This is a genomic window from Streptomyces sp. NPDC050856 (assembly GCF_040653855.1).
GTDB lineage: Bacteria > Actinomycetota > Actinomycetes > Streptomycetales > Streptomycetaceae > Streptomyces.
The window spans coordinates 12,829-35,415 of record NZ_JBFAGV010000046.1; the positions used below are offsets into that span (position 1 = coordinate 12,829).

The window sequence follows — 22,587 nt, forward strand, 5'->3', positions numbered from 1 at the left end:
CAGCGCCGATGGAGGTGGTTACGCAACGTGCGCGCCATCACACCGGCCGCCCGGTGACCGGGCCCGTACCGCTCAGTACATTGTCAGTAAACCCTCGTTCACTCCTCAGCCGCGGCTGGAAGGGGATCGTGCCTCATGTCTGGAACGACCGGTACCACCTCAGTGATCGTCTCGGGCGCCCGCACGCCCATGGGCCGGCTGCTCGGCTCGCTGAAGTCCTTCTCGGGAGCCGATCTCGGCGGCTTCGCCATCAAGGCCGCGCTGGACCGCGCCGGGATCGGCGGTGACCAGGTGCAGTACGTGATCATGGGCCAGGTGCTCCAGGCCGGCGCCGGACAGATCCCGGCCCGGCAGGCCGCCGTCAAGGCCGGCATCCCCATGAACGTGCCCGCGCTGACCATCAACAAGGTCTGTCTGTCGGGCCTGGACGCCATCGCGCTCGCCGACCAGCTGATCCGCGCCGGCGAGTTCGACGTGATCGTGGCCGGCGGCCAGGAGTCCATGACCAACGCCCCGCACCTGCTGCCCAAGTCCCGTGAGGGCTTCAAGTACGGCGCGATCGAGATGCTCGACGCGATGGCGCACGACGGCCTCACCGACTCCTTCGAGGGCATCGCCATGGGCGAGTCCACCGAGAGGCACAACTCCCGCCTGGGCATCGCCCGCCCCGAGCAGGACGAGATCGCCGCCCTGTCGCACCAGCGGGCGGCGGCGGCGCAGAAGAACGGCGTCTTCGAGGCCGAGATCACCCCCGTGGAGATCCCGCAGCGCAAGGGCGAGCCGGTGCTGTTCGCCAAGGACGAGGGCATCCGCGGCGACACGACCGCGGAGTCGCTGGGCAGGCTGCGCCCGGCCTTCACCAAGGACGGCACGATCACGGCGGGTTCCGCGTCGCAGATCTCGGACGGCGCGGCGGCCGTCGTCGTGATGAGCAAGGCCAGGGCCGAGGAGCTGGGCCTGGACTGGATCGCCGAGATCGGCGCCCACGGCAACGTGGCGGGGCCGGACAATTCGCTCCAGTCCCAGCCGTCCAACGCGATCCGCCACGCCCTGAAGAAGGAGGGCCTGGACGTCGCCGACCTCGACCTGATCGAGATCAACGAGGCGTTCGCCGCGGTCGCCGTGCAGTCAATGAAGGACCTCGGCGTTTCCTCCGAAAAGGTGAACGTCAATGGCGGTGCCATCGCGCTCGGCCACCCGATCGGCATGTCCGGCGCCCGTCTCGTGCTGCACTTGGCGCTGGAGCTGAAGCGGCGCGGCGGCGGGGTCGGCGCGGCGGCGCTGTGCGGCGGTGGCGGCCAGGGCGACGCGCTGATCGTCCGCGTCCCGGGCAACGGCAAGTAAGGAGCTCTGTACGTGATGGTGGACGTCCCCGCACTGGTCACCCAGGCACGGGAGGGCCGGCCGCGGGCCGTGGCCCGGCTGATCTCGCTCGTGGAGGGGGCGTCCCCGCAGCTCCGTGAGGTGATGGCGGCGCTGGCCCCGCTGGCCGGCGGCGCCTATGTGGTGGGCCTGACCGGCTCGCCCGGAGTCGGCAAGTCGACATCCACGTCGGCGCTGGTCACCGCGTACCGCAAGGCGGGCAAGCGGGTCGGCGTGCTCGCCGTGGACCCGTCCTCGCCGTTCTCGGGCGGCGCGCTGCTCGGCGACCGCGTCCGGATGTCCGAGCACGCCTCCGACCCGGGTGTCTACATCCGGTCGATGGCGACGCGCGGCCACCTGGGCGGGCTCGCGTGGGCGGCCCCGCAGGCGATCCGCGTCCTGGACGCGGCCGGCTGCGACGTGATCCTGGTCGAGACGGTGGGCGTGGGGCAGTCGGAGGTCGAGATCGCCTCGCAGGCCGACACGTCCGTGGTGCTGCTGGCACCGGGGATGGGCGACGGCATCCAGGCGGCCAAGGCCGGAATCCTGGAGATCGGCGATGTGTACGTGGTCAACAAGGCCGACCGGGACGGGGCCGACGCCACCGCCCGCGAGCTGAACCACATGCTCGGTCTCGGCGAGTCCCGCGGCCCGGGGGACTGGCGCCCGCCCATCGTCAAGACGGTCGCCGCGCGGGGCGAGGGCGTGGACGAGGTCGTCGAGGCGCTGGAGAAGCACCGCGCCTGGATGGAGGAGCGGGGCGTGCTCGCGGAGCGCCGCCGGACGCGCGCCGCGCACGAGGTGGAGACCATCGCGGTCACCGCCCTGCGCGAGCGCATCGGCGACCTGCGCGGCGACCGCCGGCTGGACGCCCTGGCGGAGCGCATCGTCGCGGGCGGTACGGACCCGTACGCGGCGGCGGACGAACTGGTGGCCGGCCTGACCGGCCAGTAGGCCACCCGGCCTCCACCGGTGGCGGGTACGGGGGGTGCGGCCCCGGTACCGCCACCGGCGGGCCGGCCGGGGTGCTTCGCCCCCGGCCGGCGCCCTTGCCGGTACGGCCGGTACGGCCCCGCGTGGGCCGTACGCCTGGCGTCAGTCGTCCTGGCCGGCGTCCCGCCCGGTGTCCTGGTCCCGCGCGGCCTGGGCCGTCGTGGTGTCGACGTCCCAGTCCTGGAGCTTGCCGTCCTTCGTCAGCAGCTCGACCTCCCAGGACTTCCCGTCCAGGTCCAGCGACAGCACCGTGCCGTGGTTCGCGACCGCCTTCAGGGCCTCGCCGGCCGTCACCTTCGCGTCCTTGAGCGACCGCTGGGCCTCGGCGGTGTCGGAGGCGTCCGGCGCCTCGTCGCGGTCGTCGCTGTCGCTGTCGCTGTCGCTGTCGCTGTCGGCGGCCGGCGCCGAGGCCGCGGCGCGGCCGGTGTCCGAGGGCGCGTCGTCGTCCGCCGACGCGGCGAACGCCGCCGCCGTACCGCCGGTCAGCAGGGCGGCCGTGGCGACGGTGGCGATGATCAGGTTGCGCTTCATGGGCGGGCCTCCGGTGAGGTCGGTGCGTGCAGTACGGGAACCACCGTGCGGCCGGCTCGCTGAACGCAGCCTGAAGGCGGCTGAAGGTCTCTTCAGCTTCGGTTTGGGACCCTGAGGGCATGCGCCTGTTGATCGTGGAGGACGAGAAGCGGCTCGCCCTCGCCCTCGCCGCCGGCCTGCGGGCCGAAGGGTTCGCCGTGGACGTCGTGCACGACGGGACCGAGGGCCTGCACCTGGCCGGCACCGGTTCGTACGACCTGGTCGTCCTGGACATCATGCTGCCCGGCATGAACGGCTACCGGGTGTGCGGGGCGCTGCGGGCGGCGGGCAACGACGTCCCGATCCTGATGCTCACCGCCAAGGACGGCGAGTACGACGAGGCGGAGGGGCTCGACACGGGCGCCGACGACTACCTCACCAAGCCGTTCTCCTACGTCGTCCTGGTCGCCAGGGTGAAGGCCCTGCTGCGGCGGCGCGGCCCGGCCGTGCCGCCGGTGCTCAGGGCCGGGGCGCTCACCGTGGACACCGCGAGCCGGCGTGTCCGGCTGGGGGAGGAGGAAGTGGCGCTCACCGCCAAGGAGTTCTCCGTGCTCGAACAGCTCGCGGTACGGCCGGGCGCGGTGGTGTCCAAGGCGGAGATCCTGGAGCACGTCTGGGACTTCGCCTACGAGGGCGACCCCAACATCGTGGAGGTGTACGTGAGCGCGCTGCGGCGCAAGCTGGGCCCGGACACCATCACCACCGTGCGCGGCGCCGGCTACCGGCTGGAGGACCGGTGATCCGCCCGCTGCGCTCGGTGCGGGCCCGTACCGCGCTCGGCGCCACCGTGGTCGTGGCGCTCGCCCTGGTCGCCGCCGGGGCGGCGCTGCTGGCCGTGCTGCGCGGCAACCTGGTCGACCAGGCGGGACTCCAGGCGGACGTCTCGGCCCGCTCGGTCGCCGCGCAGATCGCGGGCGGCACCCCGTTCGCCGGGCTCGACCTGCCCGACAGCACCGAGGAGCACCCGGTGCAGGTGGTCGACGAGGACGGCCGGGTGGTCGCCGTGAGCGAGGACATCGACGCCATCAGCGGCACGGCGGGCCGGGGCACCCGGGCCCTCCCGAGCCGCTCGGCCGAGCCGGGGAAGGGGCCCGGCGAGGTGTCGGAGGAGGCCGAGTACTCCACCGGTGAGGTCACCGTGGACGGCGAGAGCGCCGCGTACCGCTTCGCCGCCGTCAAGGCCTCCGCGCCGGGCGGCGCGGAGGCCACCGTCTACGCGGGAGCGCCCCTGGCCACCGAGGCGGCCACCGTCTCCGGTGTACGCGACGCGATGCTCGCCGCCCTGGTGCCGCTGCTGCTCGTGGTGGCGGGCGTGACCTGGCTGGTGACCCGGCGGGCGCTGAAGCCCGTCGAGGGCATCCGCGCGGAGATGGCGGCGATCACCGCCTCGGAGGACCTCTCGCGCCGGGTCCCGGAACCGGCGACGCACGACGAGGTGGCCCGGCTCGCCCGCACGACCAATGAGACGCTGGCCGCGCTGGAGGCGTCGGTGGAGCGGCAGCGGCGGTTCGTGGCGGACGCCTCGCACGAGCTGCGCAGCCCGATCGCCAGTCTGCGCACCCAGTTGGAGGTGGGTGCGGCCCACCCCGAGCTGCTGGACCTGCCCGGCGCGGTGGCCGACACCGTACGGCTCCAGCAGCTCGCCGCCGACCTGCTGCTGCTGGCCCGGCTGGACGCCGGGGAGCGCCCGGGCCGGGCCCGTGTCGACCTGGCGGTACTGGTGCGCGACGAGGTGGGCCGGCGGTCGGCGGACCGGGTGCCGGTGACCGTCGACGCCGAGGACGGCGCCGAGGTCAGCGGGTCGCGCGGACAGCTGGGCCGGGCGCTGGGCAACCTGCTCGACAACGCGCAGCGGCACGCCCGGGGCCGGGTGGCCGTGACGGTGCGCACCGGGCGCCGGCCCGCCGGCCCGGTGGTCCTCACAGTGGAGGACGACGGGGCGGGCGTCCCGGACGGCGAGCGGGAGCGGATCTTCGAGCGGTTCGTCCGTCTGGACGACGCCCGCAGCCGTGACGAGGGCGGCGCCGGTCTGGGGCTCGCCATCGCCCGCGACGTGGCCAGGCGCCACGGCGGGAGCCTGACGGTGCGCCGGGCGGCGTCGGGCGGCGCGCTGTTCGAGCTGCGCCTGCCGGGGGACCGCTGAGCGGTGCGGCGGACCCCTAGGGCTTGCCGCGCAGACCCCGCAGCTGCTCGGCCACCGGTGTGAGGGCGGCGTGCAGCTGGCCCAGCGCCTCGGGGCTCAACTGGTCGATGAAGTGGCTGCGGACGGACTCGACGTGGTGCGGGGCGACCTTGTGCATGGTCTCCATGCCCTGGTCGGTGAGGACCGCGTACAGCCCGCGCCGGTCGGACTCGCAGTTCTCCCGGCGGACCAGCCCGGCGTTCTCCATCCGGGTGATCTGGTGGGAGAGGCGGCTCTTGGACTGCAGGGTGGCCGCCGCGAGGTCGCTCATCCGCATCCGCCGTTCGGCCGACTCGGAGAGGTTCACCAGGATCTCGTAGTCGTTGATGGTCAGGCCGAACGGCTGGAGGTCCTTCTCCAACTGGTACGTCAGCAGCCTGTTGACGTCCAGATAGGTGCGCCAGGCGCACTGCTCGGCATCGGTCAGCCAGGGGGTGGCCGTCTCGGTCTCCATGTATGGATTCTACCTAAGAAGTTGAATTCTGGACGAATGGAGGTCTTGTGACGCCGGACGCTGTCGCCCCCGTTCCCCGGCCGTCAACAGCACCCCCACAAGGGTGCAGACGTTCGAGGGCGTCACACTCCGCAGACTACCGCTCACAGGCCGAAGCGACGCTGGAGGTCCCCCAGCTGTCCGGGAAGCCGTGGTGCCGAACCGTGCTGACCATGGCCGGTTCCCGACGTTCCACCCGAACCGCCGGGAACTCCCGGCTCGTGCGGCGCCGCTCCGGTCGGCTGCTCCGGCATCAGCGCCTCCGTCGACTGGAGCAGCACCGTGCCCGCCCCCGCGAACTCGAACTGGTGCTCCTCGCCCGACGCCCCGCCCAGGCCGGTCAGCGCCCGCACCCCGCCCAGCAGACCCGTCATGTACCCGTGGTCGTAGTGGTGGCACGGCGACGGGCAGTCCGCCCAGCCCACCAGCGCCTGCGGGTCCACCCGCAGCGGCGGCTCCATGAAGACCACCGGGCCGTTGGAGGCGGCCACGAACTTGCCCGTACCGATCAGCGTCAGGAAGCCCGGCACGATCGACTGCTTCAGCGCCAGCGAGGGCTGGTAGGCCAGCAGGTTGCCGGCCCGGATCGTCAGGTTGCCCTCGTCCAGGTCGAACGAGTTGACGTCGAAGGCCCGGTCGGCGAGCAGCATCTTGCCGCTGCCCTCGGCCACCACCCAGTCGCCCGCGTGCAGCGGTGAGTGGAAGCTGGTGCGCACCAGCCGCTCCAGCCGGCCGTGGCCGATGCCGTTGAAGTCGATCCGCCCGTAGTAGGCGATCATCTTGCCCTTCTGCAGGAACCACTGGGAGCCCTTCAGCTCCACGCAGAAGGTGTACGGGTTGACGTTGTCGTCGCTCGGCAGGGTCAGGGGATCGAAAACGACGGGCGTGCTCACAGCTTCTCCTCCGACGCCTGGACGTACACCGCACCACTGCCGCTCAGCTCCAGCTGGAACGCCTCGCCCGAGCCGCGCCCCACCATGTCCCGCCAGCCCAGCGCGGTGGAGAGCTTGTTGCGTACGTCACCGTGGTGCGCGACATACGCCTGCGGGTCGACGTGCACGGGCCGCTGGGGGGTGATCGGGAGTTCGAGCACCCCGCCGTGCGCCATCACGGCGACCGCGCCGTGGCCCCTGAGCGTCGTGGTGAACAGCCCCTGGCCGGAGACCTGGCCGCGCACCATGCCCATGACCCCGCCCTGCGAGCCGAGGAACATCGTGCCCTGCTCCAGCGTCCCGTCGAAGGCGAGCAGCCGGTCCGCCTCCACACAGAGCGTGTCACCGGTCAGCCGGATCACCTGGATGTGGTGGCCGCCGTGTCCGAACATCACCGTGCCCCGGCCCTCGACCGTCATCAGCGGGGCCGCCTCGCCCGCCACCCGGCGGCCGATCATGGACATCAGACCGCCCTGGCCGCCCGCCATGTTCGGCGTGAAAGTGACGTCACCGGTATAGGCCAGCATCGCGCCGCGCTGGCTGAACACCTTCTGGCCGGGCGCCACGGTGGCCTGGACCATCTTCGGATTGATCTCGCTGAACGGCATCAGACGTCGCCTCCGACGGTGTTGCGCTCGCTCGGCTGGACGTACACCAGACCGTCGCCCTCGAAGCGGATCTGGAACGCCTCACCGCCGCCCTCGCCCATCAGCGTGCGGAAGGTCACGCCGGACTGGAAGCTCTGCTGGAGGCTGCCCTGGTGGGCGATGTAGGCGCCGGGGTCGACCGAGAGGGGGTACTGCGGCGTGACGCGCAGCACCACGGCCGGCCCGTCGGAGGTGATCGCGGCCCGGCCGGTGCCCTCGACGGTGGTGGTGAACAGCCCGGTGCCGGTGGCGCCGCCGCGCAGGCCGGTGAAGCCGGTGCCGGTGCGCAGCCCGCCGTCGGCGCACAGCAGGTTGCTCGCCTCGACGTACAGCTTGTCGCCGTGCAGCGCGACCAGGTTGATCTCGCTGGCGCGGTCGGCGAAATAGCAGGTGCCCTGACCCTTCACCTCCATCACGGTCATCTGCTCACCGGTCAGGCGGCGGGTGACCATCCCGCGGATGCCCTCACCGCCGCCGGACATCTTCTTGAAGGCCATCTGGCCGTCGTAGGCGACCATCGAGCCGTTCTTCGCTTTGACGGCGTCGCCGGTCAGGTCGACGGCGAGCACCTTGCTGCCCTGGAGTCGGAACGTTGCCACCCGAAGACGTTAACCGGCGGCGGGGCGTGCCGACAGCGTCCTCAAGGAGGATCCGGACCCTGGGAGAACCCGCGCGGAATCGCCTGTCACAATGAACGGGCCGCTTGTGCACCGATTCACAAGATCGGGGCGCGAGCGAAGACCGTCGAAGCCCGACCGATGCCGAAGGTGCCGCCCGTGGACATCAAGACCGCCTCCTCCCTCCACCGCCTCCGACTCGTCTCCGCCCCGGAGGCCGTCTCGTTCATCCTGCTGCTCGTCTGCTCGGTGCTCAAGCGCACGACGGAGTTCAACGCGGTCCCGGTGATGGGCGCCGTGCACGGCATCCTGTTCGTCCTGTACGTCGTGTTCTGGCTGGACGCGTGGAACCGCACCAAGTGGGACCTGCGGACGGCCGCGCTCTACTTCGTGCTCTCCGTCCTGCCCTTCGGCGGCTTCTTCGCCGAGCGCAAGCTCAAGCGCGCCGCGGCGGACGCCGTCATCGCCTCCCGGGCGCGCCGCGAGGGGACGGTCGGCGCGTGATCGTCGCCTTCTCCGTCACCCCGCTCGGCGTCGGCGAGGAGGTCGGCCAGTACGTCGCCGACGCCGTCCGGGTCGTCCGCGAGTCGGGCTGCCGCACCGGACCGACGCCATGTTCACCTCGGTCGAGGGCGAGTGGGACGAGGTCATGGACGTCGTCAGGCGCGCCGTCGCCGCCGTCGAGGCCCGCGCCCCCCGGGTCTCCCTGGTCCTCAAGGCCGACATCCGCCCCGGCGTCACGGACGGCCTGACCGCCAAGGTCGCGACGGTGGAGCGCCACCTCTCCGCCTGACGACCGGCCCGGCCCGTGAAACCTCCGCACGGCACGGCCCCCCGCTCGGACCCCTCCGGTCGACACATCGTGTGGTCTCCCGTCTTGTAGGGATATGGCGATCCCGTTCGACAGCTGGAGGCACCGTGCGGCCGGACGGCTACGACTACGACTCCCACAGCCGTCTGGCCGGTCCGCTGACGCGGCCGGCCCGGGCCCCCTACCGGGTGCAGTACCGCGGCCTGCTGTCCGGCGACCCGCACCGGACTGGAGCGGCCCTGCTGCTGGGCCTGGCACCGGTGCTCTCCGCCGTCCTGCTCGTCTACCTGGTCTGGCCGACCCACTGGACCACCCGCGAGGGCGGCGACCGGTGGCTGATCGCGCTCGACGCCGTGATGCTGGTGTCCATCGGGCTGATCTGCCTCTTCATGCTGGTCAATGTGGCCTCCATCGCCCACGCCACGCTGGTCGCCCGCGACCCGGTGCCCGTGGTCCCCGAGCAGGGCACCCGGGTCGCCTTCCTCACCACCTGGGTACCGGGCAAGGAGCCGCTGTCCATGGTGCGCGCCACCCTGGAGGGCGCCGTGCGCCTCACGCACATCGGCACCCTCGACGTCTGGCTGCTGGACGAGGGCGACGACGCCCGGGCCAAGGCGCTCTGCGCCGAGCTGGGCGTGCGCCACTTCACCCGCCACGGCGTACCCGCCTGGAACCGCGAGAAGGGCGTGCACAAGGCGCGCACCAAGCACGGCAACTACAACGCCTGGATCGCCATGCACGGCGACGAGTACGACTTCTTCGCCTCCGTGGACACCGACCATGTGCCGCTGCCCACCTTCCTGGAGCGGATGCTGGGCTACTTCCGCGACCCCGACGTGGCCTTCGTCGTGGGACCACAGGTGTACGGGAACTACAGCTCACCGGTCACCAAGGCCGCCGAGTCCCAGCAGTTCCTCTTCCACGCCCTGATCCAGCGGGCCGGCAACCGCTACCACGCGCCCATGTTCGTCGGCACCAACAACGCCGTACGCGTCGCCGCCGTCAAGCAGATCGGCGGGCTGTACGACTCCGTCACCGAGGACATGGCCACCGGCTTCGAACTGCACCGCACCAGGAACCCGCAGACCGGGCGCTTCTGGCGGTCCGTGTACACCCCGGACGTGCTGGCGGTGGGGGAGGGGCCGGCCACCTGGACCGACTTCTTCAGCCAGCAGACGCGCTGGTCGCGCGGGACCTACGAAACGCTCCTCAAGCAGTACCGGAAGGCGCTGTTCCGGGTGCCGCCGGGCCGGCTGCTCAACTACACGCTGATGCTGGCTTATTACCCCATGACGGCCGTCAACTGGTTCCTCGGGGTCCTGAGCTGCGTGCTGTTCCTCTGGTTCGGCGCCTCGGGCACCCAGGTGTCGTCCTCCGTCTGGCTGATGCTGTACACCGACGCGGCGGCCCTCCAGATCGGTCTGTACCTGTGGAACCGGCGCCACAACGTCTCGCCGCACGAGCCGGAGGGTTCCGGCGGGCTGGCCGGCATGGCGATGTCGGCGCTCTCCGCCCCCGTCTACCTCACGTCGCTCGGGTCGGCGCTGCTGCGCACCCACGGCCGGTTCGTCGTCACGCCCAAGGGCGGCGCGGCCAGCCCCGACCGGCTGTTCACCTTCCGGGTCCACCTGGTGTGGGCCGGCGTGCTGCTCAGCTCCCTGGTGGCCTCCGTCCCGCTCGGCCACACCCACGCGGCCATGCGCACCTGGGCGGTCCTCGCCCTGGCCGTGGCCCTGGCCCCGGTGGCCGTCTGGGGCTGGGGCGAACTGCGCGCGCGGCGGGCCGGGGCCCTGCCGCGGGTCCGCCGGCCGGGACCGCGCCCGGTGCCGGAGCCGGGCCCCGGGGCGCGGAGGCCGCGGACCGGCGAGGAGGCCGAGCCCGCGTTCGCCACGACGACAGGAGGGAAATGACCCATGGCCCACCGGCCGTCGACGAAGCGCAGGAAGACGCTGCTGGGCGGCGGCGCCGTGGTGCTGCTCGTCGGCCTCAACGCGCCGGCGGCGCTCTCCTTCGTGCAGGAGAAGTACCACGCCTACGAGATCTCCCGGCCCGAGTACAAGGCACGGTACGGATCCTGGCAGCAGCTGCCCGTGCCCGACGGCTTCCGGCTCAACGCCATCCACGCCGCCCTCCTGCACACCGGCAAGGTGCTCCTCATCGCGGGCTCCGGCAACGACCAGCGCAAGTTCGACGCGGGCACCTTCGACACCGTCCTGTGGGACCCGGCCGGCAACACCTTCAGGAGGATCCCCACTCCCGAGGACTTCTTCTGCGCCGGCCACAGCCAGCTCCCGGACGGCCGGCTGCTGGTGGCCGGCGGCACCGCGCGCTACGAGGTGCTGGACGGTGAGGTGAAACGGGCCGGCGGCGGCATGCGGGTCAAGAACGAGAGCCCGGACAAGGCCGTCACCCTCAAGAAGGGCACCGTCTTCCGCTCCCCGAGCGGCGTGGAGTACGTGTCGAAGTTCGACGTCACCGTGGGCCGGGCCAAGCGCGAGTTCACGATCTCGTACTTCGGCAGCGGCCAGATGAAGCCCTGGCGGACCAAGGTCACCGCGGCCGAGGCGCGGGTGTTCGTCGAGGCGAGACGGGAGGGCCCCGACGCGCTCACCACCGAGGCCGCCCAGTACGAGGTGCTCGGCCTCAAGGGCGAGGAGGCGAGGAACGTCTACGGCATCGCCCAGAAGCTCACCACCGGGAAGCAGGACTTCCAAGGCATCAGGGCGGCCTACGAGTTCGACCCCGTGGCCGAGCGGTACGTTCCCGTCGCCCCCATGAAGGACGCCCGCTGGTACCCCACCCTGGTCACCCTCCAGGACGGCAGGGTGCTCGCCGTCTCCGGGCTGAACGACGTGGGCGACGTGGTCCCCGGCGACAACGAGATCTACGACCCGAGAACCAGGAAGTGGTCCAAGGGACCCTTCCGCTACTTCCCCACCTACCCCGCCCTCTTCCTCACCCAGGGCGGCAGGCTCTTCTACACCGGCTCCAACGCCGGCTACGGACCGGCGGAGAAGGGCAGGACGCCGGGCCTGTGGGACCTGACGCGGAACACCTTCCAGGAGTTCCGCGGCATCGCCGACCCCGACCAGCTGGAGACCTCCGCCTCCCTGCTGCTCCCGCCCGCGCAGGACCAGAAGCTGATGGTGCTCGGCGGCGGCGGGGTGGGCGAGTCGGAGCTGTCGACCGGCCGCACCGCGCTCATCGACCTCAAGGAACCCGTCCCCGCCTTCCGCAAGGGCCCCTCGCTGCCCCAGGGCACCCGCTACCTGAGCGGCGTGCTGCTCCCCGACGACTCGGTGTTCACCACCGGCGGCTCCCGGCAGTACCGCGGGCGGGACGCCAGCGACATCCTCAAGGCGCAGTTCTACGACCCGCGGGCCAACGCGCTGCGGCCGGCCGCAGCGCCGACCGTGGGCCGCAACTACCACTCGGAGGCGCTGCTGCTGCCCGACGGGCGGGTGGCCACCTTCGGCTCGGACCCGCTCTTCGGCGACAAGGACAACACCAGGCTCGGCAGGTTCGAGCAGCGGGTGGAGGTCTTCACACCGCCGTACCTGTACGGGGCGGGCCGCCCCCGCCCGGTGCTCGGCGAGGGCCCCCGGGAGCTCGACCGGAACGGCCGGGCCACCTTCCGGACCCGGGACGCGGCCCGGATCGAGAAGGCGCGGCTGATGCGGCCCAGCGCGGTCACCCACACCACGGACGTGGAGCAGCGCTCGATCGCGCTGGGGCTGACCCGGGGCGCGGACACGGTGACGGTCGAGGCGCCGCTGGACCGGACGCTGGTCCCACCGGGCTGGTACATGCTCTTCGTGGTGGACGGCGACGGGCGGCCGTCCGAGGCGGAGTGGATCCGGGTGGAGTGAGGCCGGCGCGTCCCCGGGCGTCAGTCCGCCGAGCGGCGGGCCAGGTCCAGCGCGTACTCGGGCCACCAGACGCCGGCCGGCGGGCCGCCCCGGCACGGGCCGTCCGACTCACCGGGGCGCTTGATCCACAGGTTCGCGTCCACCAGCGGGTCACCGGTGTCCCTGGTGGGCGGGGTGCCGAGCGCCCGGCCGGGCGGGTTGCACCAGGACTCCTCGCCGTCGGCGTCGGCCGGCGGCCCCGCGCCGTTGCGGCTTGTGTCCACGACGAAGTGGGCGCCGCCCAGCAGCCCGGACAGCTCGGTGCCGAAGGCCCGCACCGTCTCGTCGGTCCGGAAGTTGGAGACGTTCAGCGAGAAACCGTCGGCCCGGGTGGCCCCCGCCCGCCTCAGCGGGGTGACCAGCCGGGCCGCCTCCTTGATCCAGGCCGGGTGGCCGGCGTCGACGTACACCGAGGTGCCCGGCTGCCGCTTCAGCCGGTCCACCGCCTCCGCGAGCAGCTGGTAGCGCTCGTCGTGGTGCTCGGCGGGGGTGCACCCGTCCACCAGGTGCGGCACGGCGTCCGGCTCCAGCACCACGACGGCGGGCGCGTCCCCGACGGCCGTGGCGAACGCGTCGATCCAGGCGCGGTACTCCGGCGCGGACCCGGCGCCGCCCGCGGAGTGCAGGCCGCAGTCCCGGTGCGGGATGTTGTACGCGACCAGGACCACCGTGCGCCGCTGGGCCGCCGCACCGCTCACGGCGGCCCGGACGGCCGGGGCGGGGTCGTCCCCGGCCGGCCAGACGGCGAGCGGGCGATCGGCGATCCGCCGCAGCGCCCTGGCGTCCCCGGTGCGGCCCGCCGCCCGGTACGCCGCGGCCTGCCGGGCGGCGTCGCTGCCGGGGTCGACCCAGAAGGAGGAGTCCGCCGGGCCGGCCCCGGTCCCGGCGAGCGGCGCCCGGGCGGGTGCCGCCCGGTCGCGGGCCGGTCCGCCGCAGCCGGCGAGGAGCGCTCCGGACAGGAGCAGGGCGGCCAGTGGGCGAAACGATCTGCGGCCGGACATCCAGCCCCCTCGAATGGACGCGAGCTACGGACAGACCGGGCAATCCTGGCACAGCGGACATCCGGGCTCCGGGCGCGACACCGCCGCTCCGGCGGTGCGGGAACGGCGGTCGCCCAATGCGCGAGACGAGGCTGACCACCATGTGACCAGTCGGTAAAGTCGGCGCGTGCCGAAACCGCTCCGCCTCCCCTTCGATCCCATCGCCCGCGCCGACGAGCTCTGGCAGCGCCGCTGGGGCCCGGTGCCCTCGATGGCCGCGATCACCTCGATCATGCGGGCGCACCAGATCCTGCTCGCCGAGGTGGACGCGGTGGTCAAGCCGTACGGGCTGACCTTCGCCCGGTACGAGGCCCTGGTGCTGCTCACCTTCTCCAAGGCGGGCGAGCTGGCGATGTCGAAGATCGGTGAGCGGCTGATGGTCCACCCGACCTCCGTCACCAACACCGTCGACCGGCTGGTGCGGTCCGGTCTGGTGGCCAAGCGGCCCAATCCCAACGACGGGCGCGGCACGCTGGCCTCGATCACCGACAAGGGGCGCGAGGTCGTCGACGCGGCGACCGCCGACCTGATGGCGATGGACTTCGGGCTCCGGGCGTACGACGACGAGGAGTGCGCCGAGATCTTCGCGATGCTCAGGCCCCTGCGGGTGGCGGCGGGCGACTTCGAGGAGAAGTGACCCGCGCGAAGATCGCCCGGAACGGGCGGTTACGCTCGTTGCCATGAAGAGGAGCGTGCTGACCCGCTACCGGGTCATGGCCTATGTCACCGCCGTCATGCTGCTGGTGCTCTGCACGTGCATGGTGTTCAAGTACGGGTTCGGCACGGGCGAGGACGTGACCTTCATGGTCTCCCAGGCCCACGGCGTCCTCTACATCATCTACCTGGTCTTCGCCTTCGACCTGGGGTCCAAGGCGAAGTGGCCGTTCGGCAAGCTCCTGTGGGTGCTGCTGTCGGGCACCATTCCGTTCGCCGCCTTCTTCGTGGAGCGCAAGGTCGCCCACGACGTCGAGCCCCTGGTCGTCGACCCCACGCCGGCCCCCGCCAAGGTCTGACCCGGCCGCCGTACGCAGGGCGTACGGCGTCAGCCATCGACATTTACTAGGACGTCCTAGTAAATTCGAGGGTATGGACGCTCACGCCATCGAGGAAGGCCGCCGACGCTGGCAGGCCCGCTACGACGCCGCCAAGAAGCGCGACGCCGACTTCACGACGCTCTCCGGGGACCCGGTGGAGCCCGTCTACGGGCCCCGGCCCGGCGACACGTACGACGGCTTCGAGCGGATCGGCTGGCCCGGTGAGTACCCCTTCACCCGCGGCCTGTACCCGACCGGCTACCGCGGCCGGACCTGGACCATCCGCCAGTTCGCCGGCTTCGGCAACGCCGAGCAGACCAACGAGCGCTACAAGATGATCCTGGCCAACGGGGGCGGCGGGCTGTCCGTGGCCTTCGACATGCCCACCCTCATGGGGCGCGACTCCGACGACCCCCGCTCGCTGGGCGAGGTCGGCCACTGCGGTGTCGCCATCGACTCCGCCGCCGACATGGAGGTCCTCTTCAAGGACATCCCGCTCGGCGACGTCACCACGTCGATGACGATCAGCGGCCCGGCCGTACCGGTCTTCTGCATGTACCTGGTGGCCGCCGAGCGCCAGGGCGTCGACCCCTCCGTCCTGAACGGCACCCTCCAGACGGACATCTTCAAGGAGTACATCGCCCAGAAGGAGTGGCTCTTCCAGCCGGAGCCGCACCTGCGGCTGATCGGCGACCTGATGGAGCACTGCGCGGCCGGCATCCCCGCGTACAAGCCGCTCTCCGTCTCCGGCTACCACATCCGGGAGGCCGGCGCGACGGCCGCGCAGGAGCTGGCGTACACCCTCGCCGACGGCTTCGGATACGTCGAGCTCGGCCTCTCGCGCGGCCTGGACGTGGACGTCTTCGCCCCCGGGCTGTCCTTCTTCTTCGACGCGCACCTGGACTTCTTCGAGGAGATCGCCAAGTTCCGGGCGGCCCGGCGCATCTGGGCGCGCTGGATGCGCGACGTGTACGGCGCGAAGACCGACAAGGCGCAGTGGCTGCGCTTCCACACCCAGACGGCCGGTGTCTCGCTGACCGCCCAGCAGCCGTACAACAACGTCGTGCGGACGGCCGTGGAGGCCCTGTCCGCCGTCCTGGGCGGCACCAACTCGCTGCACACCAACGCCCTCGACGAGACCCTCGCCCTGCCCAGCGAGCAGGCCGCCGAGATCGCCCTGCGCACCCAGCAGGTCCTGATGGAGGAGACCGGCGTCGCCAACGTCGCCGATCCGCTGGGCGGCTCCTGGTACGTCGAGCAGCTCACCGACCGGATCGAGGCCGACGCCGAGAAGATCTTCGAGCAGATCAAGGAGCGCGGCCGGCGCGCCCACCCGGACGGGCAGCACCCCATCGGCCCCATGACCTCCGGCATCCTGCGCGGCATCGAGGACGGCTGGTTCACCGGCGAGATCGCCGAGTCCGCGTTCCGCTACCAGCAGGCGCTGGAGAAGGGCGACAAGCGGGTCGTCGGCGTCAACGTGCACCACGGCTCGGTCACCGGTGACCTGGAGATCCTGCGGGTCAGCCACGAGGTGGAGCGCGAGCAGGTGCGCGCCCTGGGCGAGCGCAGGGCCCACCGCGACGACGCCCGGGTGCGGACGTCGCTGGACGCGATGCTGGCAGCCGCGCGGAACGGCGGAAACATGATCGGACCGATGCTGGACGCGGTGCGCGCCGAGGCCACGCTCGGCGAGATCTGCGACACGCTGCGGGACGAGTGGGGCGTCTACACCGAGCCGCCCGGCTTCTGACCGCCCGGCTCCCGGCCGCGCCCCGCCGGCGCGCGGCCGGGAGCGCGGCCGGTGAAACCCGGTCGCGTACCGGCACGGGGGCGGGCATCCTGGCCGGATGCGGATCGACATCAGGGAAGCCACCGCCGGGGACTGGCCCGCCATCTGGCCCTTCTTCCACCGGATCGTCGCGGCGGGTGACACCTTCACCTACCCGCCCGACCTCGGCCGGGAGGAGGGCCGCGGCTGGTGGCTGCTGCCCGCCCCGAACCGCACGGTCGTCGCCGTGGACGGGGCCGGCACGGTCCTGGGGACCGCCAAGATGAACAACAACCAGGTGGGCAACGGGTCCCATGTGGCCAGCGCCAGCTACATGGTCGACCCGGCCCACGGCGGCCGCGGCGTGGGCCGGGCGCTCGTCGAGCACAGCCTGGACTGGGCGCGGGACGCCGGCTTCCGGGCCATGCAGTTCAACGCGGTCGTGGAGACGAACGTCCACGCGGTACGGCTCTACGAGGACCTCGGCTTCCGGGTGGTCGGCACCGTCCCGGAGGCGTTCCAGCACCCCGCGCGGGGCTACGTCGGACTGCACATCATGCACCGCCCACTGTGACCGCCGCGGGTGCCACGGGCAGCGCCGGGCGGAACAGCCGGCGCGCCACCGCCCGGGGCGTTCCCGGCGGTCGGTCCGGCGCCGTGGGCGCGGGCGATCCGGCGGTCCGTCGCCGGACCGGGACCCGAACCGGGCAGCGCGGGTCCGCGCGGGCCTCCGGGCCCGGCCGGGCGCGGGGGCGGGTCAGGTCCGGGACGCGGCGGCCAGACCGCCCAGCAGCAGGGCGGTGAAGCGCCGGATCCAGTCGGCGTCGACGGGTTCGGCACTCACCAGCGCCCGGTGGACCACCGCGCCGGCGATCACGTCGAAGATCAGGTCGTCGGTGCCGGCCACGGTCCGCGGGTCGGGCGCCGCCGGGAGCTCCCCGCGGAGCTGCGCGCGCCGTCGCCCCTCCAGGACCAGCCGCTTCTGCCGGTCGACGATCGAGGTGCGGATGCGCTCGCGCAGCGGCGCGTCCCGGGTGGACTCGGCGACCACCGCCATCAGCGCGGTCCTGGCCTCCGGCCGTTCCAGCAGGGCGGCGAACTGCCGCACCACGCCTTCGACGTCCGCCATCAGGCTTCCCCGGTCGGGCAGTTCCAGCTCGTCGAAGAGGACGGCGACGGCGTCGACGACCAGTTCGTTCTTGCTCGCCCAGCGCCGGTAGAGGGTCGTCTTGGCGACTCCGGCACGGCCGGCCACGTCGCCCATCGTCAGCTTGGACCAGCCCAGCTCGACCAGGGCCTCCCGGGTCGCCTCCAGGATGGCGGCGTCGGCCTCGGCGCTGCGGGGGCGCCCGGTACGGGCCTGCGGACAGGTACGGCTGCGCATGACGCTCGACCATACCGGCCAGTAGGTGCGGCGCGTCCGGCCCGGGAGTGTGAGCCGGTTCACCCCGGGGGGCCGGTACCGGCCCCCCGGGCTACCAGTTACGCTACGGCTCGTAGCGAAAGGCTGAGCGGCCCGAGCGACAACCACTGCGCCGGGTGGGGACCCGGCGCCGGAAGTATGTACCGAATGGTGCGCGGGACCGCGTATGTCCGCACGCCTCGCACACCGGCGGGGGGCGCGCGGACCGGCGCGGTCCGGCCGGTTCACCCGTGGCGTACGCCATGACTTACCGGTTCTTGCCGGTTACGACCGCGGAAGGGGGAGGATGTACGCATGCAGCCTAGGAACATGTCCATGAGCGGCGTCGTCGACCTCGCCGCGGTGAAGGCGGCCGGTGAGGCCAAGGCGAAGGCGGAGCAGGCGCGCGCGGAAGCGGCCCGGCAGGGCGGCGCCGGCGCGGTACCCCCCTCCGCCCTCGTGATCGACGTCGACGAAGCGAGCTTCGAGCGCGATGTCATCCAGCCCTCGGCCGAGGTCCCGGTCGTCCTGCAGTTCTGGGCCGAGTGGTGCCAGCCCTGCAAGCAGCTCATGCCCGTGCTGGAGCGGCTGGCCGCCCAGTACAACGGCCGGTTCGTTCTCGCCAAGATCGACGTCGACGCCAACCCGATGTTGATGCAGCAGTTCGGGATCCAGGGGGTCCCGGCCGTCTTCGCGGTGGTCGCCGGACAGGCGCTCCCGCTCTTCCAGGGCGCCGCCCCGGAGACCCAGATCCGCCAGACCCTGGACCAGCTAGTCCAGGTGGCCGAGGAGCGCTTCGGCCTCACCGGCCTGACGGTCGACCCGGACGCCGAGGACGGCGCCGGTGCCGGTACCGGCGCGGCGACCGCCCCGGAGCGGCCCGCCGGTCCGTACGACGCGCTGCTCGAAGCGGCCGCCGACGCGCTGGACGCCAATGACTTCGGCGGCGCCATGCGGGCGTACCGGAACGTCCTGACCGACGACCCGGGCAACACCGAGGCCAAGCTGGGTCTGGCCCAGGCCGAGCTGCTCGGCCGGGTCCAGGGAATGGACCCGCAGCAGGTCCGCAAGAACGCGGCCGACGACCCCTCCGACATCCGGGCCCAGCTGGCGGCGGCCGACCTCGACCTGGTCGGCGGGCACGTGGAGGACGCCTTCGGCAGGCTCGTCGAGGCGGTCCGGCGCACCGCGGGCGACGAGCGGGACGCGGTGCGGCTGCGGCTGCTGGCCCTGTTCGACGTGGTGGGCCCGGAGGACCCCCGGGTGATCAAGGCCCGGGCGGCGCTGGCCCGCGTCCTCTTCTGACGATCCGGCGACAGAACGACAAAAGGCGGCCGCGTTTTACCAAATCTTGGTAATCGCGGCCGCTGTTACTTGCAGTAAATCAACAGCCGCTTTATGTCCGGCTTTTGCCGTTGATATCACCTTCCGTCGAACCAGTCGGTAGCACCGTGCGTACCCGGGCGACATCACCCTGTCGCGGCGTGGTTATGCGCTCGTTACTAGTCAGTAATGAGCCTCTTGTGCCCCGGCTCGGAATGCACCACGATCGGCGACGCTCGGTCCGAACCCGTACCGCCGGCCACCGCCGGAACACACGGGCTTCGGTCCCCACCGAGCGGGCCGGCGCGCCAGGCGCGCACCGGTCCCTGGACAGGGGGGTCCCTGCCCGCCCGGCAGGGCCTGTCCAAGCAGGGTTGCGCGAAGGCGTGGCCAGTGGTTGTCGCTCGGGGGTGATCGCCGGTGATCCGGACGCGGCTCGCGCCCGACCACGGGCGCTCCCCTTCCCGAGGACGTAGCACTTCTCCCATCCCAGGACGGGCCTGGACGGCCCTTCCGGAGATGTACGTCCGAGAAGGAGGAAATCTATGAAGTCCCAGGTGCGTGGTGGGACCAGATGGAAGCGGTTCGCCGTCGTCATGGTGCCGAGCGTGGCCGCGACGGCCGCGATCGGTGTCGGACTTGCGCAGGGCGCGCTCGCCGCGTCGTTCAGCATCTCCGGCCAGGAGTTCAAGGTCAAAGCCAAGTCGCTGGTCGGTACGGACTTCGTCCAGTACGGCAGTTACGTGCAGGGCAAGGACCTGAAGGGCGGCAGCTTCGAGGCCCCGGTGGCCGTGTCCGGCTTCAAGACGGCCACGATCACCAACATGTGTCAGTCCGTGGTGACGCCGCACGTGCCGTTCGTGGGTACGGTCAGTCTCAATCTGAGCGCGGGCACCGTGAAGGACAGGCCGGTCTACGCCGAGGACATCTACCTGGATGTCTCGGACCTGGAAGCCGACGCCGAGTTCGGCAACATCGACATCGGTGTGGCGGCCGGTTCCCTGAAGAAGGCCAAGGACAAGCCGGGCATCCAGCCCGGTACGGAAGCCAGGGCCAACCCCTTCGGTTTCGCGCAGCGCGCCGAGGACGCGACGCTGACCAACGTGGAGCAGAAGGCGTGGGCGACCACGGCCGGAACCTTCAGGCTGCCCGACCTGAAGCTCAAGCTCATCCGGGGCACGCACGAGTGCTTCACTGAGTAAGCGCTTTCCGGCCGGGCGGGCCGCTCCTCGCTGGCCCGCCCGTTCCGGACCACAACTCCCCTTCCTCTCCACCACTCCAGCACCACCGCTTCCAGGGAGCTGTTTTCCATGAGCGCCGAGTCCACTGGTTCCCGCGGATTCACCTACTGGCGGCTGCGCTTCCGCGCGTGGCGGGGCAGTCGGCCCTTCTGGGGCGGGCTGTTCACCATGATCGGCGGCCTGCCGATCGCCTACCTTCCGTACGCCGACATGCGGCTCGGCAATATGACGATCGCCATGTCCACCACGGCGGGCGCCGGTTCTCTGATCATCGGTGTCCTGCTGGTCACGCTCGGTCTGACGATGTGGTTCCACTCCGTCGTCCGGGTGTTCGCGGGTGTCGCCGCCATCGTGCTGGCGCTCGTGTCCATCCCGGTCGCCAATATCGGTGGGTTCGTCGTCGGCTTCCTGCTCGCCCTGATCGGCGGGGCTCTCTCTGCCTCCTGGGCGCCCGGTGCGCCGGTGGAGGAAGCCGGTCCGCCCCCCGGGCGTGACGCCGTCGTGGGACCGGAGGGCCAGGACCGACTCCCGGTCCAGCCCGCCACGCGGGCCGGAGAGACGCCGGCCTCCCCGTACCTCGACTCGACCGTGATGGACGCCAGCGGCGGGAGGAACAGTGCGGGGTGACGAAACCCAGCCGACGGCCGAACGGACGGGCCCGCGACACGCGGCCCCCAGGAAGTCGCTGCTGCACAAGCTCCAGGCGCCGGCCGGCAAGGCGGTGGCGCTGGCCGCGATGCCCACCGCCGTACTCGTGGGCCTCGGACTGACGCCCAGGCTGGCGCTCGCGGACGAGAAGGACATCCCCTACGCGCCGGGCCCGTGCGTGACGCGGTCGGACGAGCCGGAGGAGTCGGCCGAGCCGTCGCCGTCCGGGTCGGGCACCCCGTCGCCGAAGCCGGCGCCGGGCGCGAGCGAGGACGAGAAGGAGCCGTCACCCGGCGCGAGCCCCTCCGCGAGTCCGTCCGTGAGCCCCTCGGCGAGCGTGCCCGCGCAGCGGTCCACCGGACCCGGGACCGGCGTCACCGCGCTGCCCGCCACCGTTCCGGCCACGCGACCGGGCACGGCCGCCCCGTCCGCGAGCGCGACGCCCACACCCACCCGGTCCAGGAACCCGCTGGACCCGCTGGGTGTCGGTGACGCGCTCACGGACATCCTCGACGGCCGGGAGGACGACACGCCGACGGCCACCCCGTCGACGACGCCCCCCACCGCCGTACCCTCCGCCGAGCCGCCGGCGACGGGCTCCGCGAAGCCGTCGGCGACGGCCTCCGCGAAGCCGTCCGCCGGACCGTCCAACGGGCCGTCCACCCGGCCGTCGGCCGGGCCGACGAGCGGTGACGACGCGCTCGACAAGGTCAAGGAAGCGATCAAGGAGGCCGCCGGCAAGGCCGGCGCCGAGGTCGAGGAGCTCCCCGAGGACGTCAAGGGACTCGACCCCAAGCAGGACGAGGACATCCCGGACGGCGCCAAGCCGCGTTTCCCCTGCCCGACCCCGGACCCGCAGGCGCTCGCGGACGCCGAGGCCGAGCCGGGCATCCCGCTGCTGCCGGACGACCCGTGGAAGCTGGAGAGCTCCCGCCTGACCCTCAACGGGCTGGACTACCACGGCATCGTGGAGGTCAGGACCGGCAGCGGCAAGACCAAGAAGGTCCTGAAGTTCACCGCGTCCTCGGTCGGCATCAAGGACCTCCACCAGCTGACGGTCCACTCCAAGGGCTACACGGGCCACGTCACGTCCCGCCCCGGTTCGACGTCCACCATCACGGGCGGCACGGTGACGATGTACACCGAGGAGCTGAAGGGCAACCTCTTCGGCATCATCCCGATCACCTTCAGCCCCGAGACCCCGCCCCCGCTGAACGTCTCCTACGCGTTCTTCACGGACGTGAAGGTGACCCAGGCCGGCCAGTTCGGCGGCACGCTGACGGTGCCGGGCCTGAGGAACTTCATCGAGGGCTGACCGCGCGTCCCGTCCGGGAGCCGCCGGTGCGACGGCCTCCCCGCCTGCCAGGGCAGGGAGGCCGTCGGGTTTCCCGCGAGGGCGTCTGCCTGGCCTCCAGGACAGCCCCTCAGGTGCTCACCCTTCGATGTCGGCGCGCGAGCCGCGCAACCCCAGGGGCGTGTCCCGGCTCTCAGCCGTCGAGCCGCGGAGGAACGGTGCCCTCAAGGCTGTAGTCGTGGAAGAGGCCTACGATTCCGGCCGTACCTGGAGTACGGCTCCACCGCCGAGGACGTCAACGAGACGGTCCACGAGATCC

The 22,587-nt window shown here is 72.1% G+C and carries 22 protein-coding genes and 1 pseudogene; 16 read left to right on the top strand and 7 right to left on the bottom strand.

What is annotated here, in order from left to right; translation table 11 throughout:
- Positions 1–135 precede the first annotated feature (135 nt).
- Together AB0H53_RS27565 and meaB are read left to right on the top strand one after the other, a co-directional pair.
- Positions 136–1,344: an acetyl-CoA C-acetyltransferase gene (locus AB0H53_RS27565; protein WP_362118877.1), complete on the top strand. Its 1,209-nt coding sequence runs from the start codon at positions 136–138 to the stop codon at positions 1,342–1,344.
- A gap of 15 nt (positions 1,345–1,359) precedes the next feature.
- Positions 1,360–2,316 (top strand): methylmalonyl Co-A mutase-associated GTPase MeaB, encoded by a 957-nt coding sequence (gene meaB / locus AB0H53_RS27570; protein ID WP_362118880.1) that lies wholly within the window; start codon positions 1,360–1,362, stop codon positions 2,314–2,316.
- 141 nt (positions 2,317–2,457) lie between these two features.
- On the opposite strand, the gene AB0H53_RS27575 is transcribed toward meaB, so the two are convergent.
- Complete coding sequence (locus AB0H53_RS27575; RefSeq protein WP_362118883.1) at positions 2,458–2,886, bottom strand: hypothetical protein; 429 nt, start codon at positions 2,884–2,886, stop codon at positions 2,458–2,460.
- A 119-nt stretch (positions 2,887–3,005) separates the two neighbouring features.
- Between AB0H53_RS27575 and AB0H53_RS27580 the strand changes: the two genes are divergently transcribed.
- Together AB0H53_RS27580 and AB0H53_RS27585 are read left to right on the top strand one after the other, a co-directional pair.
- Complete coding sequence (locus tag AB0H53_RS27580; RefSeq protein ID WP_362118886.1) at positions 3,006–3,665, top strand: response regulator transcription factor; 660 nt, start codon at positions 3,006–3,008, stop codon at positions 3,663–3,665.
- A gap of 8 nt (positions 3,666–3,673) precedes the next feature.
- A complete protein-coding gene (locus AB0H53_RS27585; RefSeq protein WP_362118938.1) occupies positions 3,674–5,068 on the top strand; it encodes a HAMP domain-containing sensor histidine kinase in 1,395 nt (464 codons plus the stop codon).
- A gap of 16 nt (positions 5,069–5,084) precedes the next feature.
- Here AB0H53_RS27585 and AB0H53_RS27590 read toward each other — a convergent pair whose 3' ends face one another.
- From AB0H53_RS27590 to AB0H53_RS27605, 4 genes are all read right to left on the bottom strand, one after another.
- Complete coding sequence (locus AB0H53_RS27590) at positions 5,085–5,561, bottom strand: MarR family transcriptional regulator (RefSeq protein ID WP_362118889.1); 477 nt, start codon at positions 5,559–5,561, stop codon at positions 5,085–5,087.
- Positions 5,562–5,704: 143 nt separating this feature from the next.
- Positions 5,705–6,493 (bottom strand): AIM24 family protein, encoded by a 789-nt coding sequence (locus AB0H53_RS27595; protein WP_362118892.1) that lies wholly within the window; start codon positions 6,491–6,493, stop codon positions 5,705–5,707.
- Positions 6,490–7,140 (bottom strand): AIM24 family protein, encoded by a 651-nt coding sequence (locus AB0H53_RS27600; protein ID WP_362118895.1) that lies wholly within the window; start codon positions 7,138–7,140, stop codon positions 6,490–6,492. Before AB0H53_RS27600 ends, AB0H53_RS27595 begins: the two co-directional genes overlap by 4 nt.
- On the bottom strand, positions 7,140–7,778 hold the full coding sequence (locus AB0H53_RS27605) for an AIM24 family protein (protein WP_362118898.1): 639 nt from the start codon (positions 7,776–7,778) through the stop codon (positions 7,140–7,142). The genes AB0H53_RS27600 and AB0H53_RS27605 overlap by 1 nt, the downstream gene beginning before the upstream one ends.
- 177 nt (positions 7,779–7,955) lie before the next feature.
- On the opposite strand from AB0H53_RS27605, the gene AB0H53_RS27610 reads away from it, so the two are divergent.
- The 4 genes and pseudogenes from AB0H53_RS27610 to AB0H53_RS27625 all read left to right on the top strand — a co-directional run bounded on the left by AB0H53_RS27610 (position 7,956) and on the right by AB0H53_RS27625 (position 12,476).
- Positions 7,956–8,300 (top strand): DUF3817 domain-containing protein, encoded by a 345-nt coding sequence (locus tag AB0H53_RS27610; protein ID WP_362118900.1) that lies wholly within the window; start codon positions 7,956–7,958, stop codon positions 8,298–8,300.
- A pseudogene (locus AB0H53_RS27615) lies at positions 8,297–8,589 on the top strand (MTH1187 family thiamine-binding protein). The gene AB0H53_RS27610 and the pseudogene AB0H53_RS27615 overlap by 4 nt, the downstream one beginning before the upstream one ends.
- Positions 8,590–8,714: 125 nt before the next feature.
- On the top strand, positions 8,715–10,517 hold the full coding sequence (locus AB0H53_RS27620; RefSeq protein WP_362118903.1) for a cellulose synthase catalytic subunit: 1,803 nt from the start codon (positions 8,715–8,717) through the stop codon (positions 10,515–10,517).
- 3 nt (positions 10,518–10,520) lie between these two features.
- Positions 10,521–12,476 (top strand): kelch motif-containing protein, encoded by a 1,956-nt coding sequence (locus tag AB0H53_RS27625; RefSeq protein ID WP_362118906.1) that lies wholly within the window; start codon positions 10,521–10,523, stop codon positions 12,474–12,476.
- A gap of 20 nt (positions 12,477–12,496) precedes the next feature.
- On the opposite strand, the gene AB0H53_RS27630 is transcribed toward AB0H53_RS27625, so the two are convergent.
- The gene (locus tag AB0H53_RS27630) at positions 12,497–13,516 is read right to left on the bottom strand and encodes a glycoside hydrolase family 6 protein (RefSeq protein ID WP_362118909.1); all 1,020 of its coding nucleotides are present in this window, start codon (positions 13,514–13,516) and stop codon (positions 12,497–12,499) included.
- Between the two features lie 166 nt (positions 13,517–13,682).
- On the opposite strand from AB0H53_RS27630, the gene AB0H53_RS27635 reads away from it, so the two are divergent.
- The 4 genes from AB0H53_RS27635 (at position 13,683) to AB0H53_RS27650 (ending at position 16,934) form a co-directional block, all read left to right on the top strand.
- On the top strand, positions 13,683–14,192 hold the full coding sequence (locus AB0H53_RS27635) for a MarR family transcriptional regulator (protein ID WP_362118912.1): 510 nt from the start codon (positions 13,683–13,685) through the stop codon (positions 14,190–14,192).
- Between the two features lie 43 nt (positions 14,193–14,235).
- Complete coding sequence (locus AB0H53_RS27640) at positions 14,236–14,568, top strand: DUF3817 domain-containing protein (protein WP_362118915.1); 333 nt, start codon at positions 14,236–14,238, stop codon at positions 14,566–14,568.
- 73 nt (positions 14,569–14,641) lie between these two features.
- Positions 14,642–16,342 carry a methylmalonyl-CoA mutase family protein gene (locus tag AB0H53_RS27645; protein WP_362118918.1) on the top strand — a complete coding sequence of 567 codons (1,701 nt, stop codon included), beginning with the start codon at positions 14,642–14,644 and terminating at the stop codon, positions 16,340–16,342.
- A gap of 103 nt (positions 16,343–16,445) precedes the next feature.
- Positions 16,446–16,934, top strand: a complete 489-nt coding sequence (locus AB0H53_RS27650) for a GNAT family N-acetyltransferase (RefSeq protein WP_362118941.1) — start codon at positions 16,446–16,448, stop codon at positions 16,932–16,934.
- A 183-nt stretch (positions 16,935–17,117) separates the two neighbouring features.
- Here the strand turns inward: AB0H53_RS27650 and AB0H53_RS27655 are convergent, their stop codons facing one another.
- Positions 17,118–17,744, bottom strand: coding sequence for a TetR/AcrR family transcriptional regulator (locus AB0H53_RS27655; protein WP_362118921.1), 627 nt, complete (start codon positions 17,742–17,744; stop codon positions 17,118–17,120).
- A gap of 333 nt (positions 17,745–18,077) precedes the next feature.
- Between AB0H53_RS27655 and AB0H53_RS27660 the strand changes: the two genes are divergently transcribed.
- The 4 genes from AB0H53_RS27660 (at position 18,078) to AB0H53_RS27675 (ending at position 22,289) form a co-directional block, all read left to right on the top strand.
- Positions 18,078–19,067 carry a tetratricopeptide repeat protein gene (locus AB0H53_RS27660; RefSeq protein WP_362118924.1) on the top strand — a complete coding sequence of 330 codons (990 nt, stop codon included), beginning with the start codon at positions 18,078–18,080 and terminating at the stop codon, positions 19,065–19,067.
- Between the two features lie 563 nt (positions 19,068–19,630).
- On the top strand, positions 19,631–20,287 hold the full coding sequence (locus AB0H53_RS27665) for a DUF6230 family protein (RefSeq protein ID WP_362118927.1): 657 nt from the start codon (positions 19,631–19,633) through the stop codon (positions 20,285–20,287).
- Positions 20,288–20,395: 108 nt separating this feature from the next.
- A complete protein-coding gene (locus tag AB0H53_RS27670) occupies positions 20,396–20,953 on the top strand; it encodes a DUF6114 domain-containing protein (RefSeq protein ID WP_362118930.1) in 558 nt (185 codons plus the stop codon).
- Complete coding sequence (locus AB0H53_RS27675) at positions 20,943–22,289, top strand: hypothetical protein (protein WP_362118933.1); 1,347 nt, start codon at positions 20,943–20,945, stop codon at positions 22,287–22,289. Before AB0H53_RS27670 ends, AB0H53_RS27675 begins: the two co-directional genes overlap by 11 nt.
- Positions 22,290–22,587: the final 298 nt, after the last annotated feature.